Consider the following 20,030-nt stretch of genomic DNA (forward strand, 5'->3'; position numbering starts at 1 on the left):
CGAGCAGCTCCTCCAGCAGTTCTAGCAGCTCCGGCAGTTCGTCCAGTTCCTCCAGTTCCTCCAGCGGTGGCTCGGGTTCCGGCAGCAACGCCGAAAGAGGGTGACGGGGTCAGGCCTTAAGAGGGTGTAAGAGGGTGACGGGGTCAGGCCTTACAAAGAGGGTGACGGGGTCAGAGGGTGACGGGGTCAGGCCTTACATTTGACATCCAAGATTCGTGATCTAGGCTTACAGAGGAGAGGTGAGTCCAAGGAGTGACAACATATGACGAGGCCATTGCGGATAGAGTTTGCCGGTGCTTTGTACCATGTGACGGCGCGAGGGAATGCGCGGCAGGATATTTACTTGGAGGACGCGGATAAGGTCGGCTTCCTGGAATTGGTAGGCAAGGCCTGTGAGCGATACGATTGGTTGTGTCACGCCTACTGTTTGATGTCCAACCACTACCACCTGTTGTTGGAAACCGGAACGCCGAGTTTGTCCAAGGGTATGAAGTACATCAACGGCACTTATACTCAGCAGTTCAATCGCCGGCACAGGCGGGTAGGGCATGTATTTCAGGGGCGTTTCAAGGGGATTCTGGTGGAGGCTGAGAGCTATCTACTGGAACTTGCACGGTACATCGTTCTGAATCCTGTGCGTGCGCGCATGGTGCGTGCAGCCAAGGACTGGCCCTGGAGCAGCTACCGGGCGACGGCGGGCCTAGCGGAGCCGCATCCGGTGCTGACTACAGACTGGGTCTTGGGGAATTTCGGGGCTCGCCGTGGTAGGGCGCAGGAAGGGTATCGGCAGTTCGTTCAGGAAGGCCGTGGACAGCCAAGTCCCTGGGAATTGCTCAAGAATCAGATCTATCTGGGTTCGGATGAATTCGTAGAAGATATGCAATGCAGGATGAACCCTGAGCAGTCTTTGCAGGATATTCCAAAGCCTCAGAAGCAGAGCCCACCAAGGCCGTTGGAGCATTATCGGAAAAGATATTCGGAGCGAAATGAAGCTATGGCGAAGGCTTATCTAAGTGGGCACTACACCTTGGCGCAGGTGGGGGCTGAGTTTGGTGTGAGCTATGCGACAGTTAGCAGAGCGGTGAAGTCATTCGAAGAGGGTTCAGCGTAAAGTTATATAGAATGTAAGTCCTGACCCTGGACCCTGCTCTGTGGCAGGGGCGCTGTGTGTACCGAATACAGTCTGCTGGCGCGCCTCAAAGCCCGTGTCTTGCTCTCCAGGCTGAGAATTGCGACGGCTTCAAACGGTAGCGTGCTAGAACACCCTCGTGTAACCGTCGAAGCTCTTCCACGACCAGTGCTTGCACATTATCGCGCTCGCCCTCCGGGATGCGTTTTGCTACGGACTCTTGAATGATGGAAAGCGGCTCGAGGTCGGGCTGCGTCACCACTGTGTGTATTGTCTCCTTGATAAAATCCCGCCAGGTTAGGCGCAGAGGGTCGGGTTCGGCCAGATCCTGCTTGACGGCGAGGTACTCATGGGTCGAGCGCTCGTAGGCCCATAAATACAGGTCGCGCATCAGCTCGATACGCGTTAACTCGTAGATTCCGAGCACTGCGCGGCTGTATGCCTGCTCGGGTACGTCGAGAAAGGTCAATGGACAGAGGTTTGCACGAATCAGTGGTAGATTGGCCGCGAGCCGCGAGGTTCGCTTGTTGACGTCCGCGAAGGGTTGTAAATAGGGCAGGTGTACCATTACGAAGAAGGATTGCTCGAACGGGTCCTCTATTCGGCTCGCCTTGTCCAGGATGAGATCCAGCACCTCCCCGATTTGCGCAGGTACGGCGAGCGGTCGATAGACGCTCTTGCCTATTTCCACTGTATGCAGCCGTAGTCGGCCTTCGTCGGCGGGATTGGGTAGAAGGTTTTCCGCCAGCGCGCTGTGCAGGTTTAGCAGTGTGTAACGGTTGAAACCGGCAGTGTCGGCGTTGTCGACCAGAAGCTCTATGGCCGCCTTGTGGTTCAGAATCATCTGCGTTTCCATGGCTGCCTTGCCCTGGGCAACTCGGCCGCGCTCGATCAGCACCCGCGTGTCAAGCCGGCTGTAAGTGTTTCCCTCAAGGCTGCTGGATGCCCAGGACAAATCAATCAGCAATCGATTCAGAATTGCGCGGCCGTAGGTTCCCGCTGGCAACCGGCTCTGTCCGGTATCGCCCATTTTTCGCAACTGTCGTCGCAGGGGCTCCGGTAGGTACCAGGTCTGGTTGGGCCGGTAACTGTCCAGGAAGTCGCGCTGGTAACCCACTGGCTTGCGCGTTTCGAGCGGCTGGTCGACGTAGGCGAGAACATCCTCGCTGTCGGCCGAAAGTGGAATGTAGGGGGGAAACCTGTCTTCTTCTCGGGGGGCGGCGACAGTCACAGCGGCGGTGTACCGGCGGGCCCGCCCCGAGCCGATGGCGACTACCAGTCCCTCGGCAACCAGCTCACTAAGCCAGCGCTGGGCCGTACGGCGCGCAAGCGTCGGGTGCCGCTCAAGGATATCGGCAATACCCATACCTCCGGGGGTAGACTGGATAGCCTTGAGGAGTTCTTGTGGAGATTGCATAGGAATATGGCGCGATTCTTGAGGGATTCTTGAAGTAAGTGGCGCGATTATGGCGCGAAAACTGAAATCGCGCCACATGCGGTGGCGCGATTCCGGCGCTTCGTGCCACCGTCTCCGGGCGCGGTTACGACTCCGGAATCCAGCCGTTCAGAATCTCTTCCTGGTGTAACTACTCACCCTTGTAGGAGCCTGCTTGCAGGCGAACAAGAACGGAACTCTGTAGCCTTCGCCTGCAAGCAGGCTCCTACAGGTTGTTCCCCCTAAGCCAATGCGGGGTCCCTGTGAGTAAGTAGTTACTTCCCAATCCCGACTTGCCCTGCGTTCAACTGGCGTCGCCGCCAGCCTAAATACTTTCCAATTCCCGCCCAACAGATCGTCCTTCCGGCGCGCGAAAGCGATAGCTTTCGCCAGCGGTGGTGGAAAACTCGATCAGCTTGGTATCCGGCAAAATTACCTTCTGCACACTGGCCAAGGGTGAGATTATCGGGGCCGCGGTGGCCGGTACCGAGAAAAACGGATTGGGGTTGGTGCTTTCCGGCCCCGGCTTGCGGAGTTCCAGGTTTTGCGCGGGCCGCAGGGGGCTGTGCAGGCGCAAGCGGCAGTTGCCGCCCAGCCGGGAGGTGATCTCCAGGCTTTCAACGGCGCCTTCTTTCCAACTCATATTCACCACGAAGCCGCCACGGGTCACCAACCCCTTGACGCTGCCGTCCGGCCAGGCATCGGGCAGGGCGGGCAGCAGGTGGATGGCGCCGTCGTGGCTCTGTACCAGCATTTCCGCAATACCGGCGGTGACCCCGAAATTGCCGTCGATCTGGAAGGGGGGATGGGCGTCGAACAGGTTGGCATAGGTACCGCCCCGCTTATTGACCTTGTCTTCCCGCTCATCCACCAGGGTCAGCTGGTCCTGCAGCAGTTTATAGGCGCGGTTGCCATCCAGGAACCGGGCCCAAAGGTTTACTTTCCAGCCCATGGACCAGCCAGTGGAAACATCCCCACGGTGTTCCAGGGAGGTCTTCGCCGCTGAAAAAAGCTCGGGGGTGCGGTAGGGGGAAATCAGGTTGCCGGGATGGGCGCCGTACAAGTGGGAAACGTGCCGGTGATGGTCCTCGGGGTTGTCCCAGTCCCAAAGCCATTCCTGCAACTGACTGAAACGGCCGATGTGCATCGGCGGCAGCTGGGCGCGCTTGTCGGTCAGTTCTTTGGCGAAGCTGTGGTCGACGTCCAGAATTGCCGAGGCATCGATTACCGCGGAGAACAGATCAAATACCAGTTGGTTGTCCATTGTGGTCCCGGCGGAAACCGATACGCTGGGTTCGCCACCCAGATACTTGTGTTCCGGGGAATTCGAGGGTGCGACTACCAGCCAGCCTGACTCTGGTTCCTTGCGCAAGGTATCGGCGAAGAACAGGGCGGCATCGCGCAGTACCGGATAATACTTTTGCAGGAATTCCCTGTCGCCGGTGTACAGGTAATGTTGCCAGATATGCTGGCTCAGCCAGGCGCCGCCGCCCTGCCACTGGCCGTAAAAGCCGGGGTCCACCTGGCCGGTGATGCGCCAGAGGTCGGTATTGTGGTGCATCATCCAGCCGCGGCCGCCGTAAATTTTACTGGCGCTCTCCCGGCCGGTTACGGAAAGGTCCTCAAGCATGGAGAAGAGCGGCTGGTGAAGCTCCGACAGGTTGGTGCTCTCGGCGGGCCAGTAGTTCATCTCGGTGTTGATGTTTACCGTGTACTTGCTGTCCCAGGGTGGATTGAGGTGGCGGTTCCAGATTCCCTGCAGGTTGGCCGGCTGGGTGCCGGGCTGGGAGCTGGAGATCAGCAGGTAGCGCCCGAACTGGAAATAGAGTGCGGCCAGCTCCGGGTCCCCGGTTTTGGCGAAGCCCTCAACGCGCTTGTCTGTAGGCAGGGCGTCTGCCTCCGTCGTTCCCAGATCCAAGTGGACGCGGTGAAACTGTTTCCGATAGAAATCCGTATGGCTGCGTTTTAGTTGCTCGAAGGTTTTTTCCCGGGCCAGTCGCAGCCGCTCCTCCACGCGGGCGACCGCGTTGCCGCTGATATCCCGATAGTTGTTGAAATTGGTCTCGGTGGCGATGAAAAGCGTCACCGAGTCGGCGGCGCGTATCCTCAGGGAGTCATCTCCCGTTTCCACCTTTCCGCCGCTGATTTCAGGATGAACGATGGTGGCAAAGCGGATTTGCCCCCGTTGGTCCTCGCGGTCTCCGGCGCGGCCCCGAATAAGCATACGCCCATTGGCTGCAGTGGTCTTGTGCTGTTGGGGGCTGGCGAAGCGCAGGTCCAGGTCGATCTGTGCTGGTTTGTCCGCGCTCACTCGCACGGCGATCACCTGGTCGGTAAACGAGGAAAATATCTCCCGGGTGAAGGTGACATCGCCCAGGCGGTAGGACGTCTTCGCCAGGGCGTTGGCAATATCCAGCTCCCGGCGGTAATCCCGGTATTCCCCGTGGCCAGGAAAGTCCATCAGCAGGCTGCCCACCGTCTGGTAGGGCATGCCGTTGTTGGTTTTCGAGTGCAGGTGCTGGTTTGTCAGCCGCTGGGCTTCCCGGTGTTCGCCCCGGAAGAGAGCCTCGATTACCTTGCCGACATAAGGGGCTGAGTCCTCATTGACGTTGTTGTTGGGCCCTCCGGCCCACACGGTGTCCTCGTTGAGCTGCAGCTCCTCGCGAACGACACCACCGTAGATCATTGCTCCCAGGCGGCCGTTGCCAACCGGCAGGGCCTGGGACCAGTTTTCCGCGGGTTTTTCGTACCAAAGCGTGAGGCTCTTATCTTCGGGGCCTGCGGCCTTTTCCGGAGTGGCGGCGCCGGCTGGAGCCATGGCAACCAACAGGCTGCAGGCCAAGGCGACGAATTGTAGTAATCGTTTCATGGCAGGTTGTCGCTGTTATTCAGATGAGGTTTCTTTGAAGGGCCGCAACCAGTTACCGAGGATTTTGTCCCGGGTGTATTCTACGGCCTGCTCATCGCTGAGCTGTCGCCGTTTGGCATTGACGGCGGCGCCCGGGCCGCGGCTTTGGTATTCGTAAAAGCGCGCGCCTTCCGGCTCGAAAACGGTGCGCTTACCGCCGTCACGGCTGGTGCCGCCCATCGAAGCCCAGCCGTCACGGGCGATATGGTCGTCCATATAGGTGTTGATAAACACGCTTGCACCTATTGCATCCGGGTCCGCGTAGCGGCCGTCGGCGAAGGTGGTGGTGGGGTGCCAGGGGCGGCCCAGGGGCACGGAGTCAGCCGGTACGCCGACTTCCTTCAGCAGGCGGCAGTTGAGGAATACCAATCCATAGGGGTTGCCGATATTAGTGCTGGGCGCGGTGACGTAGCCGGTGGTGCCCATCTTCCTGGCGCGCGGCCGATTGATGATATCGCTGTTTTCAAACAGCACAGTGCCGGCGCCGAAAATAAAATCCACATTGCCGAGAACTTCACTGTCGAGGAAATAACTGCGGCCGCTGTTGGCGTAGAGGGTGTCCTGGTAGCCGGAGAGGCGCACGTTGCGGAAGGCGGCGCGGTCGCTGTTTTGGGCAATAGTGAGAGCCACCGCCTGGGTGCCGCGTACTTTTTCCGTGGCATCCGGGTCCAGGGCGTCGTTGGCGAGGAAGTCGAAGCTGTTTTCTATGGTGAGGTCTTCCGCGCGGAAACCGGGTGCATACACGGAGAGAGTGGCTGAGCGGAAGGTGCCCCAGGTTTCCTCCGAGCCGGGCATTTTCTGGCCGGCGTAGGCATCGTAGGTGATTACCGTATTGTCCGTGTTCTCACCCAGCAGGGTGATGTTGGGTTTGTCCACGGTGAGTTTTTCGTGGTATCGGCCGTTGCGGATATAGATTATGTGGGGTTTTTCCGCAGTGGTGGGTGCGGCTTCGAGAGCGGCGCCGATGGTGCGGTAGGTGTTCTTTGCGATTGGGGATTGTGGGTCCACTACCGCGTGGTAGTTGGGTTGGGCTAAAGCGCAGTTGCAGCAGAGTGCCAGGATGGCGGAGGTTAAATATCGCATGGCTGCCTCCTGATTTTTATTGGAGTCTGTGGGGCGGGCCTGGGGCCCGCTTGCGGAGCTGGAGCTCCGCGGTCCCGGGGGGGCACTTTGTAGGAGCCTGCTTGCAGGCGAACAGGTCAGAGCTCCGTAGTTGTTCGCTTGCAAGCAAGCTCCTACAGCGCACAATCAATCCGAGACCAGAGTCCCGGTCAATAGCTGAACGTCAGGTGCTTGGCTTCCGGTTCGCGTAATTTTTTTGCCAGCGGGTGGCCCATCTTTTTCATTTCCTTTAGTGCCAGCTGTGCAACTTCCCGCGCGCCCAATTGATTCAGGTGGGTGTTGTCGCGTACGCCGTTAGGGTAGTTTGGATGGGTGTCCGGCGGTATCTGCAGGAAGCGCAGGGCGGAGTTCTCGTCGCCCTGTTGCTGGAAGTGTTCGCGGGTAATGGCTTCCATATCGATAAAATCCACCTTCTCCTCCTTGGCCACTTCCCGGCTCAAGGGAGCGTAGGGATGGGTGTGTTGGATGGTGCCGTCTTCGTTGAAATAGCGCCGGGTGATTGGGCTCATCAACAGTGGTATGGCGCCCTTCGCGCGGGTTTCGCGGATAAAGCGGGCCAGGTTGGCTTTGTATTGTTCCGGAGGAGTGTAGCGATCCTTCTTCTTCTCCGACTCGTCATTGTGGCCGAACTGGATGATGACGAAGTCCCCGGGCTGCAGGGATTTCTCGATGCTCTCCCAGCGCCCCTCCTCGATAAAAGTGCGGGTGCTGCGGCCGTTCATCGCGCGGTTTTCCACTTTGATACTTTCATTGAAAAACAGAGAGAAGGGCATGCCCCAACCGTTTTCCGGAAGGTCCTTGACCGGTTTGAACGCCATGGTGGAATCGCCGGCCATAAAGACGGTTTCGGCCTGGGCGAGCAGGGGGAGAAGTAGGGAGAAAGCGCAAAGTATTTTTTTCATTTTGTCGCCTCGTTCATGTGTATTTTGTAGGAGCGGCCGTTGGCCGCGATCGGTGTATGGGGTTCCCGCACAGTCTGATCGCGGCCATGGGCCGCTCCTACATTTTTGAGACGGGCCTGCGGCCCGTATGCGGAGCTGGAGCCTTCAGCGCTGTAAGGCAAATAGCTCCGCGGTCCCGGGTTACTGGCAGGAAACCTTGCCAAGGCCCAGAACGTAGTTCATGTCGTTGGACAGCGGCGAGTTGAAGGGCATTTCGCCGTATTTGCCCGCGGTGGCGCTGACGTAGTCCACCAGGTCCTGGCCGGCTTCGGTTTTCACTGAATCGACTGAATAGCCGGTGGCCTCTACGGTACCCCAGGTATTGGTGATCTCCATGGAGCCGGCCTCATTCAGGTTGCAGGCGCTGTCGGAGAACCACACATAGGTGCCCTCGGCACGGAAGCTGCTCTGATTGCTTGCATCGTCGTCGCTGTAGCCGTCGCGCGCCAGCTCGTTACCCAGGGCGCCCAGCGAAACGCCGGCGATTTCCTGGTTCACCATCAGGGCGTTGTTTTCCCACAGTACCTGGGCTCCCCAGCGCGCGCTGAACACGTCCTTGCGGTAGTTCATAAACAGGTTGTTGAACGCGTGGGTGCGGCCGCCGCGGATCAGCGGCACCCGGCGCGCGGTGCTGGAGAATTCTTCGAACTTGGCGTCGCGGGTGACAAAGGCATTGTGGTGCATGGTGGTGCGGATATTTTCTATGCCCGTCTCAGTATCACTCGAGCCGTGCAGACTGGCCCGCTTCACGTCCATCAGGCGGTTGAAGGACATGGTGATATTGTGCGCAGCGTTTTTCACGTCGAAGGCGGAGTCGCCAGTGAGGTCGAAGCTGTTTCTGTGAATCCAGACATCCTGCGCCCCGTCATTGCGGATCATGTCCGGGTCCAGTGCATGATCCTCGACGTGGCCGGCACCGCGGAAGTCCAGGCTTGTGAGAATCACGCTCTGGGCGCCGTCCACCTCAAAACCGTTGAAACGGAAATAGGCGTTGCTTTGCCGGCCGTCCAGGGTGGTGTTGGAGCCCACATCCGCATTGCTGATGGGCAGGCCGCTGACATTGAGGCGGTTGTTGAAGAACTCCGCCACGCAGTTGGCTTCGGCCACGCCTTTGTCGGCGCACCACTGGTGGTAGTCGATACACTGGGCTTGTGTGCCCTCGATCGCCGATTGCACAGAAGAGCGGTCGCAGTAAACCCGGTGCATGGAGACTTCCGTTTCCTGGGCGAAGTCAAACTTGTCGAACACAATCCAGTTGTGAGCGCTGCTGCTGACCGCATCATAGATCTGCTGTTCGACGGACGTTGCCTGGTTTTTCTTGATAACTACCAGCTTGCTGCTGCCATTCGGGTCGTAACCGCCGAGGGCGTTTTCACCGTAGCCCACGGCGCGGCCCAGGGTCTGGGACAGGCACTCTACGATTTCCTGGTCCGTATCCAGCTCTGTGGAATCCTGCCAGTTGACGTTGGGATCAGTGGCCAGCTTACGGCATTCCTCACTGATATTGGTGGAACCGGTATTGCCGCCGGACGAGCTGGAACTGCTGCTGGACGACGAACTCGACGAGGATGACGACGATGAACTCGACGAGGATGAACTGGAGCCATTGGCCGCCGGAATGGTGTCGGAGGAGCCGCCGCCACCGCCGCAGGCGGCGAGTAGCAGGGATGCGGCCAGGGCCAGTGGTGTGGGAAACAACTTCATTGACGATTCCTCTGGTGATGCTAATTCAAAATATTTTTGTAGGGGTGGATAAGCGAAGGGCATCCACCATCTCCATGACCCGATCCCTTTCGGTGGATGCCTTTCGGTTGATTCGCGCCATCCTTGGCGCTCACCTGCTTCGCAGACGCCTTCGGCGTCCAAATCGGCTATCCTGCCGATTTGTATCCACCCTACCCCTTATTCGTCCTCCCTTACTTTGCTCCATAACGCAAAAAAGCCCCGCGAAGGCGGGGCATGGGGCATAGATGCTAGAAGTCCATTGTCAGGCCCAACTGGTAGCCGGGGCCATACTGCTCGACGTTGAACAGGATGGGACCGCCGGAATCCGAGTTGCCGGCAAAGTAGTACTGGTCCACGCTGTCGGTGATGTTGACGGCATCGAAGTAGACGCGCATACCTTCCATCACCCGGTAAGTGGCCTTGATGTCGAAGGTCAGCGACTCGTCCTGGAACACATCCCCCCAGGCGCGACAGTTCTCCGCGTAGCCAAGTTCGGCGTCCGCGGCCTTATCCTCGGCGGTACAGCCGCCGATGCGCTTGAGGATTTCGCTGGTGTAGTTGGTGATAAAGCGTAACGAGAAGTCGTCGTTCTCCCAGCCGAGGGTGAGGTTGGCGGAGGAGTCCGCGGTCTCCGGCAGCTGGATGGAGCCCGCACGCACTGTGTCGCCCACCTTGCCGTCGCTGCTCTGCAGGGTCAGGTTGGACTGCACGAAGATATTGTCCAGCCAGCGGCCGATCTTGTGGTCCTCCCAGCGGCCCTCGAAGTACTGGCTGTAGCTCAGCTCGACGCCGTACACCGTGGCCGATTCGCCGTTCAGGTAGGTGTTGGCGTTGTCGATGGTGAGGTCGGCCGGGATACGGAACTGGTCCACCTGTTCCACGGGCACGTGGAAGGCCAGCTCAGCGATATTCACGCTCACGCCATTGGCATCGACGATAAAGTCTTTGATGTCCTTGTAGAAGAAGGCACCCTCAAGGAAGGTGTCCTCGCCGTACCAGGAGAGCGACAGGTCCAGGTTGGTGGCTCGCAACGGGTCCAGGCCAGGATTGCCAATGCGCACCGAGTTGTTCGAGGACATCTCGAACCACTGTGCCTGGTATTCCAGGTCTTCCCCACGGCCAACGCCGAGCGCCTTCGGATCCTCGTCGCAATCGCCGAACTCCTCGGCATTTGGGTCGGTATTGCAGAATTCCACCCGGTCGGTCACCTCGAAGAAGGCGCGGCTCTTGCCGAAATCCGGGCGGCTGAAGCTGGTCCACAGGGCGGCGCGGGCGAGCAGGTTTTCGCCCACTTCGTGGCGGTAGTGAAGTGCGGGCAGGAAGACATTGTAGTCGTTGCTGACGCCTTCAAGCGGCAGCGAAATATCGAGGGATTCCAGCCCCTCTTTGTCTTCGTTGCGATCATTGCGCAGGGCCATATAGCCGGTGGATGTGAACTCCGTGCGCGCATAGCGGGCGCCGGCGATCAGGGTGGCTTCCGGCAGCACTTGGAATTCCGCCATCACGTAGGCGGCGGAGCTGTCCTCGGTGAGCTCATAATCCAGCTTGGTGGAGTCCAGCTCCCGCTCTTCCTGGTCATAGTTGTCGCCGATGGTGCGGGTGATGTCAATCAGGCGCTCGGCTTCGCTGCGGGTGATAACGGCGTGGTCGAAGTTGGGGTTAGCCAGGATATAGTTGTCGAAATCCCCCAGCCGGGAGCCGGCCATGGTCAAGCAATCGACATCGCCGGCGCAACCGGCCACCGCCCGGTCGAAGGGTACAATGCTGACACGGTTCTTGTCGTTGCTGCGGGTGCGCTGGTTGGCCTTGACGCCCGTCTTCACGTAGTTGAGCCAGCCGTCGTCGTCCCAGTCCTTGCGCAGGTTCAGGGAGAACTGGTCCACTTCGTCTTTGCGCAGGTTGTTCTCCAGGAAGAGGTTGTCGTAGTTCAGGTTCGGCTGGACCACGCTGCCGTATTCGTAGCTGTTGCCAGTGGAAACAGCGGCGCCGGAGATGCTGCCGGTTTCCGCCAGTTCATTGAGCTGCGCGGGGGAGATTATCTGCCCGTTCAGGAAGTCCTCGCCGAAGCTGCCCACGGCGTACTGGTCGCGCAGGCGGAACGCCACCCGGCGGCCATCCGGCTTCTCGTTTTCACTGCGCGACGACACCACTTCGTAATCCACTTTCCAGCCGTCGCCGAAGTAGTTCTCGCCGCCGAGAGCGAAGGTGTTGGTGGTGACCTCCGATTCCTGGATAAAGAACTGCTGCTGCAGGTCCACCTCACTGCCGCCGAATACCCGGTTGCCCTTGTCGATATACACAAGGTTGTCGGTGATGCCGTCCGGCTCGTCGTTGGGGCCGTCTCTGTCGGGACCGTAATTGAAGCGGTAGTACTCGCGCTGAGCGATATCGTCGTCGGAGTAGCTGGTGTGGTTGATCTTCAGGTGATAGCGACTGCTGTCATCCGGCCGGTATTCCAGGTTGAGCAGTGCCGCCATCCGCTCGCGCTCGGCATTTTCCTGGAAAGTGGTGAACTCCCAGGGAACCAGCATGCGCTCGCCGTTCAGCTCGGCGTTGACGTACTGGGGCAGGGTGCCGCCGTGGTGCTTGGTCTGGTAGCCCTGGGTTACGCGCTTCTCCCAGGAGCCGGTGTAGGCGACGCCGAGAGTGTCGTCCAGGAACAGGTTGGTGCCCTGCAAGGTGACTTTGGGGGAGTTTTCCCCTCCCTGGTCCGCGTAGTAGTTCTGCAGCCTCAGTTTGTAAGTGTCGCGGCCGCGGTCCAGGGCGGACAGGGTTTTCACGTTGATGGAGCCGCCGATGGCGTCCAGGTCCATATCCGGAGTCAGGGACTTGTTCACCTCGATGGACTGCAGTACGTCTGAAGGCAGGCTGTCGAGGGAGAAGGCGCGGTCTTCCAGGGTCTCGTCGGTGCCGCCGCCGGCGTTGGCCATAACGCCGCCGTCCATGCGCACGCTCACCATGCCCGGGCCCAGGCCACGCAGGTTGACGAACTTGCCCTCACCCTCGCTTCTCTGCAGGGTGACGCCGGGCATCCGCTGCAGCAGCTCCGCCACGTTCTGGTCGGAGAAGTTGCCGGCGTCGTCCTGGGTGACGATGGAACTGAAGTTGTCTTTGCTGCGTTCGGCGGCGCGGGCGTTGGCGTCGGCGGCGCGCACACCTTCCACGTAGATTTCCTCGAGGGCGGCGTCGAACAGGGTGTTGTCTTGCTCCTCCTGGGAAAACGCTTGGGCGCTGGCCAGGGCTATGGCCAGGGGCAGGATTTTTTTGCTGTGGTGTTTCACTATTCTGTCTCCCATCTTTTTTATTACTGTGCGGCCGCTGAGCGGCCGCGCTGATTCGTTACTGGTATTGGATTACCAGATTGTCGATGGTTATCGGGGTTTCCACTCCGCTGTCGCAGCGGAACTGTAGGAAGGATGTCGCCGTACCCACGTCGCTGGTGATGATCACTGTGCCGGTGGGAGAGCTTCCCGCCAACTGCATTACTGACGCTTCGAATATTTTCGAAGCACCGTCGTGGATGGAGTTGGCGCTGCCTGTGGTGTTGTTATCCACGTACACCTGGCACTTGCCGGTGCCGTCGTCCACGTTGTCGTTGATCACTACTTCGAAGCTGATCTCGTAGGGCTGGCTCAAGTCCATGTCACCGGAGGGAGCGAGGCCTGCGGCAGTGGCGGTCCCGGGTTCCGTTTCGCCGAGGGAGAAACGGGCGTTGTTGTAACCCAGCTGTCCGCCGGCTACCGCTATGTTCGAGCCCCCGGCGGTGACGTTGTAGAAAGGTTTGAGCGGATCGCTGGAGACACTCTTGTAGTTAGTCGTAAAGAGGTTGGTCTCGCTGCTATCGCCGTTAGTGGCAGCATTGAAATCCTCGAGGAGGACAACATTTGGGTCGGTTGCGACGGGCGCTTCCGGGGTGGCAGACGCAGAGGGACTCCAGTCGCTGGTGCCGGCAGAGTTCTTGGCGCGCACAAATACGAAGTACTGGGTGCCGTTTGCCAGATTCTCCAGGGCGTACTGGGGATTGGTTATGCCTTCTACCAGAGTGGCACCCTCGGTGCTGTCGCTGGTGTTGTAGGCAAGGTCGTAGCTGCTGGCGCTGAGGACTTCGTTCCAGGTGACAACGATACGGGTGTCACCGCCACTTGCGACGGGTGCCTCCGAGGGCGCGTCGGGCGCAGTGGCCGGGGTGAAGGTGGTACACGCCGGCAAGCTCGTCTGACCATCTTGCGTCTGTTTTTCCACCAGCAGGTCGTCAAAGATCACTGTGGCTCCGCCTTCGACACGGAATTGAAGGAAGGAGCTCGCGTTGCCCACCCGTGCCGGGCGGATGTCCTTTAGAGCGCCGCCGGGCTCGACGTAGGTATTGCCGGGCACGTTGATCTCCACCCGCTTGCCGGGAATCAGGCTGCTGACGGGTATGTTGAAGATACGCGAGCCCTGGCCGCCGCCACCCCAGAAGGAACTGGCCTCGCTAGTGGTGTTGTTGTCCACGTAGATCTGCATATAGTTCTCGTCGGCGGCGTAGTTGGTGGCGTCCTTCACGCAGAAGGAGATCCGGTAGTCCGCACTCAGGTCCAGTTCGCCCCAGGTGGTAAAGTCCGTGTTGGATGTGGTGTTCTTCTTGGGGTCTGTGGCTTCGATATCGGGCCGGGTCTGGCCGGCGGTAAAGCGGCCGGTATCCAGGAGCATGGAAGGGTTGCCGTTGTCGCTGACGATCCCCATCTGTTCCAGGGCTACTTCCGGCCCATCCGCCGGGTTGTCATTGAGGAAGAAGCAGCAGGTGGGATAGTAGAAGGAGGGTCGGGTATCCTCGGAATTGTTGGTGCTCAGGGCCTTGTATTCCTGGCTGAAGAAGAACTCGGTGTCCGCCTCATCGAAGTTGGAGAACTGGCCGTCGCCGAAGTTTTCATACAGGATGGCAGAGCTCCCGCCACTGCTGCTCCCGGATGAAGAGCTGCCGCCGGAGGAACTGCCGGAGCTGGAGGAGCCGGAAGAGCTGGAGGAGCTGGAAGATGAAACGGGGGGTGGGGTGGAAACCACATCCCCCTCGTTGCCGGAACCAGAGCCGCCGCCGCTACAGGCGGTCAGGACGCTCATGCTGGAAAACAGGAGTAAGGGTATCGCAGTGCTAGGCCAGGATTTCATGGCTTTTCCTCTCTAGACGTCATCATTAGTTATTTTTATCGAGCTTCGAAAATACGTAGGCTCGGTTTGGAAACCGCTTTGGATAAGCAGTGTAAGCAAATTGGCTTGACCATATCAAGTGGTTTGTGGCTTTGGTCAAGCCCCTATGAGTTCACTTGGGATTTTGGGCGTATTTTTCTTTCATATTATCGTATTTTTCGTCTTGTTGAAGGGTAATGGTTAAAAAAAAGGCAAAAAAAAAGCGCCGCAAGGGGGCGCCTGAAGTGCTGTGAGACTGAAAGACTGAAAGAGGTCAGCCATCCTCGCCGATGGTCAGACCGCTGTCCTGGAGGTTGAAACCATTGCTGGCGTCCAGCCCTGGGTGACGTGGAGGCCCAACTGCACACTTTCCGGCCTCCCGCCGGAGAAGTCGCCGTTGCGGGCTTTCTGGTAGCTGGCGTCGGGTTCGCCATTGCCGCTAACCGGCTCGCTGCTCTAGCGAGTCGCCGGAATGACGATATTCAGAGGCTCCTTAGCCCTCGATGATGTCCTCGGGAACGCCCAGGCAGTCGCGGCTCACCCTGCCCACGCCCGCGTTGGTCAGTACGTAATCCTTCACTTCGACGCCTTCCACCACCCAGGGCAGGGTGTAGGGTGGCTCATAGCTGCTCAGGTCGATGGCCCCGAGGTTCCTGCTGATGGCAGTGAATTCCCCACCGTTCTGGGTAGTGCTCGGCTGGCCGCCCCACACGCAGTCTTCGCTGCTGGTGCAGTTGCCGCTGGGGAAGGAGCTCCATTCGACGTTCAGCAGGAAGTTGCCGCTGGGGTTCCAGAAGCCGATTTCGCTGCTGTCCTGGGAGATCAGCGGGTTGCTGGCATTCTCGAAATAGTTGTTTTCCACCCGTATCTCGGCGCCCATTCGCGAGTTGATGGCGGTGCCAAGCACGTCCTTGTAGTAGTTGTTGGCCACATGGCCCTTGCCGAAGCGGAACAGCGGCAGGCGCGAGTTCACATTCTCCCAGCGGTTGCCGATAAAGCTGATGTGGCGGTCGAAGTCGTTGGTGTCGCTGGAGCCCCACAGGGAGGTTTTCCAGCTGTCGTGCAGGTAGTTGTAGGAGAGGGTGACGTTGTCGATGCCGTCCTTGCCGCTTACCAGCTCGTCGTAGTAGTCCTTGGCCGTCTCAAGGTCGTTGTACAGCTCATTGTGGTCGATCCAGATGTTGCTGCCGCCGCCCTGGATGCTGATGGCGTCCTTCTGGCCGATGCGCACATAGCGCATAGTGACGTTGCGCACCGCGATGTTATTGGCGCGCACGATATTGATGCCGATGCCGTCGAACAGCGCCGCATTGCCCACGCCGATGATGGACACATCGTTCATGTCCTTCACATCGAACTGGTTGGCGCCCCCCGAATTGGCCGGGGTGATGGTGCCGTTGACGTAAATGGTGAGCGGGGTCGGGTTGTCCTGCTTGCTGGCCAGGGCCGCCACTATATCGGCGCCGGTCGTGGCCACCACGTAGGTGCCGCCGGCGCCGCCGGTGACGCCGCCATTGAGCGAGGCGAAGCCCTGCACCGTGTTGGCCTGTTCGCAGGAGAGCAGGCCCTCGACTGGACCGCCGGAGCTGGAACTGGAAGAACTGCTGCTGGAGCTGCTCGAAGAGCTGCTACTGGAACTGCTCGAAGAACCGCCGGACGAACTGCTTGAAGAGCTGGAGCCGCTCGAAGAACTGCTGGAGGAGTTGCTGGATGAGCTGGATGAACTGGAGCTGCTCGAAGAACTGCTGGACGAGCTGCTGGATGAGCTGCTGCTCGAGCCGCCGTCCGAACTACCACCACCACCGCCGCCGCAGGCGGTCAGGCTGCTCAGTAAAAGGAGAGTGAGTACCGTGTTGTTGGGAAAGAACTTCATGATAGGCCTTCGATGTTGCGCTTTTTGTTGTTGTTGAGCTCGAGTACACAGAGGCTCAGCCTGAAAACTGCACTGGTCAGGCAATTTAATTGAATTGGTAAGACTATAACCGCGATTCCACAGGGTCGTAGGGTGCGCCGTGCGCACGCACCCTACGGCTGAACCAAGCTCGCTGGTCCCGGCGCCCTCACGGTTGCTGACTCCTGAACGCCGCAGCCGGGGTGCTGCAGGAACCGGGCCAACTGCGCCTCCACCTGGCTGAACCAGGGCTCGAACAGCCAGAAGCTGTGCGGCGCGCCGGCGTAGTGGTGGTGACGAAAAGGCACACCCAGGATCTTGGCCTGGACGGAGATGGTTTCTATGCCGGCGGTAAAGCGCGGATTCTCGCCACTGAGGGCGAGCAGCGGCGGCGAGCCGGCTTTCAGGTAATTGATTGGCGAAGCCCGGCGCCAAGTGTTCGGTATTACTTCGAAACGGCCGCCGAGGAAGGCGCTGGCGGAGGTGACCGGTCGTGCCGGATCGTTCTCGAACTTTAGCGCCAGCGGCGTGGTGAAATCCCACAGACCGTCGATATTGACGATGGCCGCCACTGGCGCACCATCGGGATTACGGTCCGGGTCCCCGGCCCAAAGGCCGGCCAGGGTCGCCAGCTGGCCGCCGGCGGAGCTGCCGCCGATGGCCAGGCGCCCGGGGTCGAGATTGAAATCCCCCGCGTTGGATCGCAGCCAGGCCAGCGCCGCGAGCAAGTCTTCCACCGCGGCGGGAAATACCGCCTCGGTGGAAAGCCGGTAGCTTGCGGTAGCTGTCACATAGCCGCGCGCGGCCAGGGCCTGGGCCAGGGGGGCGAGCAGGGATCTGTCCCCCGAGCGCCAGCCGCCGCCGTGTACCAGCAGCAGGCCGGGCCGTGGCGCCGGGGCGTTTTTCGGGACAAACACATCCATCCGCAGTTGCCGCCCGTCCACAGAGCGATAGGTCAGCGCCGGTCGGTGGCGTACGCCATCGGCCGGCTGCAGCCGTACCGGTACTATGTCCGGGTGACGGGGGGACAGCTTTTTGTAGGTGTTTTCCAGGGTGTAGTCCGCCGCGCCGGCGGCAGCGCTGCAGAGCAGTAGCGGCAGAAGCAGCCAGGCCACAGCGCTGCGTGGACCCCGTGGGAGCCTGCCCCGCAGGCGATCCGGGCATCGTCGATGCCTTACAAGGGCAGCCAGGCCGAGAAGCCAGGTCCGCCTTTCGAGCATCTTTAACGAATTCATTTTCTGCTCCCGAAGGAATTTATGTTGTTGTTTTTTCAGTTTATGGTTATCGCGTAACTACCCCCTCCCGGCCGGACCGCTCCCGGCCGGACCGCTCCCGGCCGGACCGCTCCCGGCCGGACCGCTCCTACAGGGAGGGAGTAGTATGGTTACCCCGGGGGAAATTCCCCGGGGTTTTGGGGTGGGAGCCCACCTTTTCCATTTATTCCCCGCTGATGCCGGTAATCCGGGCATCGTAAATGGCCAGATACTTTCCAGTGTTGCCGGCGGAATTCCAGGGGAAGATACGGACGTAAAGTGTATCCCCAGCGGAAACCGGAACGGTTACGCCGTACTCTTTCAGAGTCATCGTATCGCTGGTAAAGGACAGAGCCTCGCTGTTCAGCTTGACCGGGTTGCTGAAGTCGCTGGACAGCGAATACTCGATGTCGGCCTGCACCGTCGATCCGCCGCTGGAGGTGAGGTAGGCGGAGATGGTATCGACATAGAAGGTCTGGGATTCAGCGGTGACGGAGAACTGCAGGTAGCGGTCATCGCTGCGGGCGACCATCTCGGGCCCTTCCACCCGGTACCGGGCGACGCTGGTGTCCTGGCCGTCGACCGCCAGCGTTTTGGTGTTGCCCGCTACCAGGTTGCTTGCCAATGCATCACCTGCGCTGACCAGGCCATCACTGATGGGAGTAACGGAAGATCCCTCGGTAAACCAGCTGGAATAGGAAGCCACGCCTTCGCCAGCCGCCACACCGGTTCCTGATACTGCCACGCTGCCCAGCTTCGCGCCCTCCAGCGCAAAGCTTACTTCTCCCGTATAGGGCTGCTCGCTTGCCGCGGTAAATTGCACGTAGAGGTTGGTGGTGAAGGCGCCGTTGGTGAAGTCAATGGTAGTGGAACTGCTCCATACCTCGGAGTCCGCGGAATCGCTCAACAGGAATCCGTCCGGTGCGGTTACATCGACGGCGCCGGTCTCCGGCACGAGATCGAAGGCGGAAATCGTGAGCTTTTTGGTATTGGGAACATCGACAAAACGATTTCCCCAGTCCAGTTCGCCCGGACTTGCCACCAGCGACGATGCTTCGACAATATGCCCCTGCATAAGTCCGTAAGTATCCAGGGTCTCGACTGCCGCTTTGGCGATCAGGGTTGCAAAAAGCACTTGCGGATGGGTGCTGTCGGCAGCGATGTACAGGTGCTCCGTCGCCGCTTCGTCACCGTAGCTTTCCACGATGGCTTTGGTTTCCGCGGTAAGGTCTACGAGCGGCACGTCGTATGCCTGCGCAACCGCTTTCATTGCGGCCGGGTAGTCGCCCCGCGGGTAGTTTTCCCCGGAGTAGGAGGACTGAAGATTGTGCTGTCCTCTTTCAGTGATGCTATCGCCACTGAAATATTTCCGCACGATCGGCGTCATAAGAATCGGCTTCGCGCCTTTTTCCCGTGTCTCGAGCACGTACCGCTTCAGGAACTGGTAATAGGAGTGCTCTACGTCTGCGCAATTCTCTCCATCGCCATTGCCGTCGCTACAAAACGCGTAGGTTCCGTACTCCAGGTAATTCCCACCGTTCTTTTGGTCGTTGTGGCCAAACTGAATGATTACGTAATCGCCCTCCTCAATGGTCGGCAAAATCGCCGGCCAGCGCGTGGTTTCATAGTAAAAGCTGCGGGAGCTGCGCCCACCTTTGGCCCAGTTGTTGATAACCGATTCTTCGCTGAAGAACATCGGCATTGCCTCACCCCATCCCATCTGGGGTCTGCGGCTTTCGTCGTACTCTGTCATGGTGGAGTCGCCGAGCATATGGATGGTCGGCGCCTCGCCGATGGCGCCGCCGCAGTTGCCGTTCACCGGGTTGAAGTACCAGCGCTGCAGGCTGTCTCCGGACAAGGTGGTCTGGGACACGTTGGCGCCGAGGCTACTGCTCTCGGCGGTGATGGGATTGCCGGAGTGGCGTGCAACCACCGCAAAGCCGCCGCCGCTGGATTTTTTAAACTGCCACTGCTGGTTGCTTTCGCCGCTGTATCCCATCTGCTGTACATTGGCGCCGTCGCTGGAGGACGAGTCCGCCACCTCCAGGGAGTCACCGCTGTGCACCGCCAGCAGGCTCCAGTAGCCATTGCCCAGGTCGGTGGCGAGAAACTGCTGGTTGGTGTCGTCGTGCTCGCTCCACTGCAGCACGTTGGCGCCGTCCTCGGTGGATCTGCCTGCCACGTCCAGGGCATAGCCGGAGCCGCGGTTGATCAGTTTATAGGCTTCGCCGCTGGTGGGCGGGGCGTCGCAGTTTTCCGCGCGGGTATTGCTGGCGGCGAACAGGGTCAGGAACGCCAAGCCGACGAACCAGGTTCTGTTTCCGGGGATTTTTGTTGTGTTCATTTTGCACTCCGAAGAAATTGTTGTTTTTTTTAGCAACTGTCGTTGATGCTTCGAAACTTGAATTGCTCCTTGATGTTGGTTGGGATTTTGGGGGGATACGTAGTGGCAATAAATCCCCG

General features: G+C 59.7%; 12 protein-coding genes. 2 read left to right on the forward strand and 10 right to left on the reverse strand.

The features are described 5' to 3' along the window. Positions 1–262: 262 nt before the first annotated feature. On the forward strand, positions 263–1,111 hold the full coding sequence (locus tag FHS09_RS21070) for a transposase (RefSeq protein WP_183463651.1): 849 nt from the start codon (positions 263–265) through the stop codon (positions 1,109–1,111). An 85-nt stretch (positions 1,112–1,196) separates the two neighbouring features. Here the strand turns inward: FHS09_RS21070 and FHS09_RS21075 are convergent, their stop codons facing one another. The 8 genes from FHS09_RS21075 to FHS09_RS23000 form a co-directional block, all read right to left on the reverse strand. After that, positions 1,197–2,495, reverse strand: a complete 1,299-nt coding sequence (locus FHS09_RS21075) for a Fic family protein (protein ID WP_246395202.1) — start codon at positions 2,493–2,495, stop codon at positions 1,197–1,199. A 394-nt stretch (positions 2,496–2,889) separates the two neighbouring features. After that, positions 2,890–5,433: a glycoside hydrolase family 95 protein gene (locus FHS09_RS21080; protein ID WP_221192177.1), complete on the reverse strand. Its 2,544-nt coding sequence runs from the start codon at positions 5,431–5,433 to the stop codon at positions 2,890–2,892. Positions 5,434–5,448: 15 nt separating this feature from the next. Continuing rightward, positions 5,449–6,555, reverse strand: a complete 1,107-nt coding sequence (locus FHS09_RS21085) for a pectinesterase family protein (RefSeq protein ID WP_183463653.1) — start codon at positions 6,553–6,555, stop codon at positions 5,449–5,451. Between the two features lie 188 nt (positions 6,556–6,743). Continuing rightward, the gene (locus tag FHS09_RS21090; RefSeq protein ID WP_183463655.1) at positions 6,744–7,496 is read right to left on the reverse strand and encodes a rhamnogalacturonan acetylesterase; all 753 of its coding nucleotides are present in this window, start codon (positions 7,494–7,496) and stop codon (positions 6,744–6,746) included. 180 nt (positions 7,497–7,676) lie between these two features. Continuing rightward, positions 7,677–9,239, reverse strand: a complete 1,563-nt coding sequence (locus tag FHS09_RS21095) for a pectate lyase family protein (RefSeq protein ID WP_183463657.1) — start codon at positions 9,237–9,239, stop codon at positions 7,677–7,679. A 269-nt stretch (positions 9,240–9,508) separates the two neighbouring features. After that, a complete protein-coding gene (locus tag FHS09_RS21100; RefSeq protein ID WP_183463659.1) occupies positions 9,509–12,541 on the reverse strand; it encodes a TonB-dependent receptor in 3,033 nt (1,010 codons plus the stop codon). A gap of 58 nt (positions 12,542–12,599) precedes the next feature. Next, positions 12,600–14,405 carry a fibronectin type III domain-containing protein gene (locus FHS09_RS21105; RefSeq protein WP_183463661.1) on the reverse strand — a complete coding sequence of 602 codons (1,806 nt, stop codon included), beginning with the start codon at positions 14,403–14,405 and terminating at the stop codon, positions 12,600–12,602. A 511-nt stretch (positions 14,406–14,916) separates the two neighbouring features. Then, positions 14,917–15,960 carry a pectate lyase family protein gene (locus tag FHS09_RS23000; RefSeq protein ID WP_343057540.1) on the reverse strand — a complete coding sequence of 348 codons (1,044 nt, stop codon included), beginning with the start codon at positions 15,958–15,960 and terminating at the stop codon, positions 14,917–14,919. Here FHS09_RS23000 and FHS09_RS23005 point away from each other — a divergent pair. After that, positions 15,938–16,333, forward strand: coding sequence for a hypothetical protein (locus tag FHS09_RS23005; protein ID WP_246395206.1), 396 nt, complete (start codon positions 15,938–15,940; stop codon positions 16,331–16,333). The genes FHS09_RS23000 and FHS09_RS23005 overlap by 23 nt on opposite strands. A gap of 115 nt (positions 16,334–16,448) precedes the next feature. On the opposite strand, the gene FHS09_RS21115 is transcribed toward FHS09_RS23005, so the two are convergent. Together FHS09_RS21115 and FHS09_RS21120 are read right to left on the reverse strand one after the other, a co-directional pair. Continuing rightward, a complete protein-coding gene (locus FHS09_RS21115) occupies positions 16,449–17,429 on the reverse strand; it encodes an alpha/beta hydrolase fold domain-containing protein (protein WP_183463665.1) in 981 nt (326 codons plus the stop codon). Positions 17,430–17,751: 322 nt separating this feature from the next. Beyond that, the gene (locus tag FHS09_RS21120; protein ID WP_183463667.1) at positions 17,752–19,911 is read right to left on the reverse strand and encodes an RICIN domain-containing protein; all 2,160 of its coding nucleotides are present in this window, start codon (positions 19,909–19,911) and stop codon (positions 17,752–17,754) included. Positions 19,912–20,030 lie beyond the last annotated feature (119 nt).

The organism is Microbulbifer rhizosphaerae (assembly GCF_014191725.1).
Lineage (GTDB): Bacteria > Pseudomonadota > Gammaproteobacteria > Pseudomonadales > Cellvibrionaceae > Microbulbifer > Microbulbifer rhizosphaerae.

Coding starts and splice junctions, on each gene's coding strand:
- FHS09_RS21070 (WP_183463651.1), top strand. CDS start 263: ATGACGAGGCCATTGCGGATAGAGTTTGCCGGTGCTTTGTACCATGTG.
- FHS09_RS21075 (WP_246395202.1), bottom strand. CDS start 2,495: ATGGGTATTGCCGATATCCTTGAGCGGCACCCGACGCTTGCGCGCCGT.
- FHS09_RS21080 (WP_221192177.1), bottom strand. CDS start 5,433: ATGAAACGATTACTACAATTCGTCGCCTTGGCCTGCAGCCTGTTGGTT.
- FHS09_RS21085 (WP_183463653.1), bottom strand. CDS start 6,555: ATGCGATATTTAACCTCCGCCATCCTGGCACTCTGCTGCAACTGCGCT.
- FHS09_RS21090 (WP_183463655.1), bottom strand. CDS start 7,496: ATGAAAAAAATACTTTGCGCTTTCTCCCTACTTCTCCCCCTGCTCGCC.
- FHS09_RS21095 (WP_183463657.1), bottom strand. CDS start 9,239: ATGAAGTTGTTTCCCACACCACTGGCCCTGGCCGCATCCCTGCTACTC.
- FHS09_RS21105 (WP_183463661.1), bottom strand. CDS start 14,405: ATGAAATCCTGGCCTAGCACTGCGATACCCTTACTCCTGTTTTCCAGC.
- FHS09_RS21120 (WP_183463667.1), bottom strand. CDS start 19,911: ATGAACACAACAAAAATCCCCGGAAACAGAACCTGGTTCGTCGGCTTG.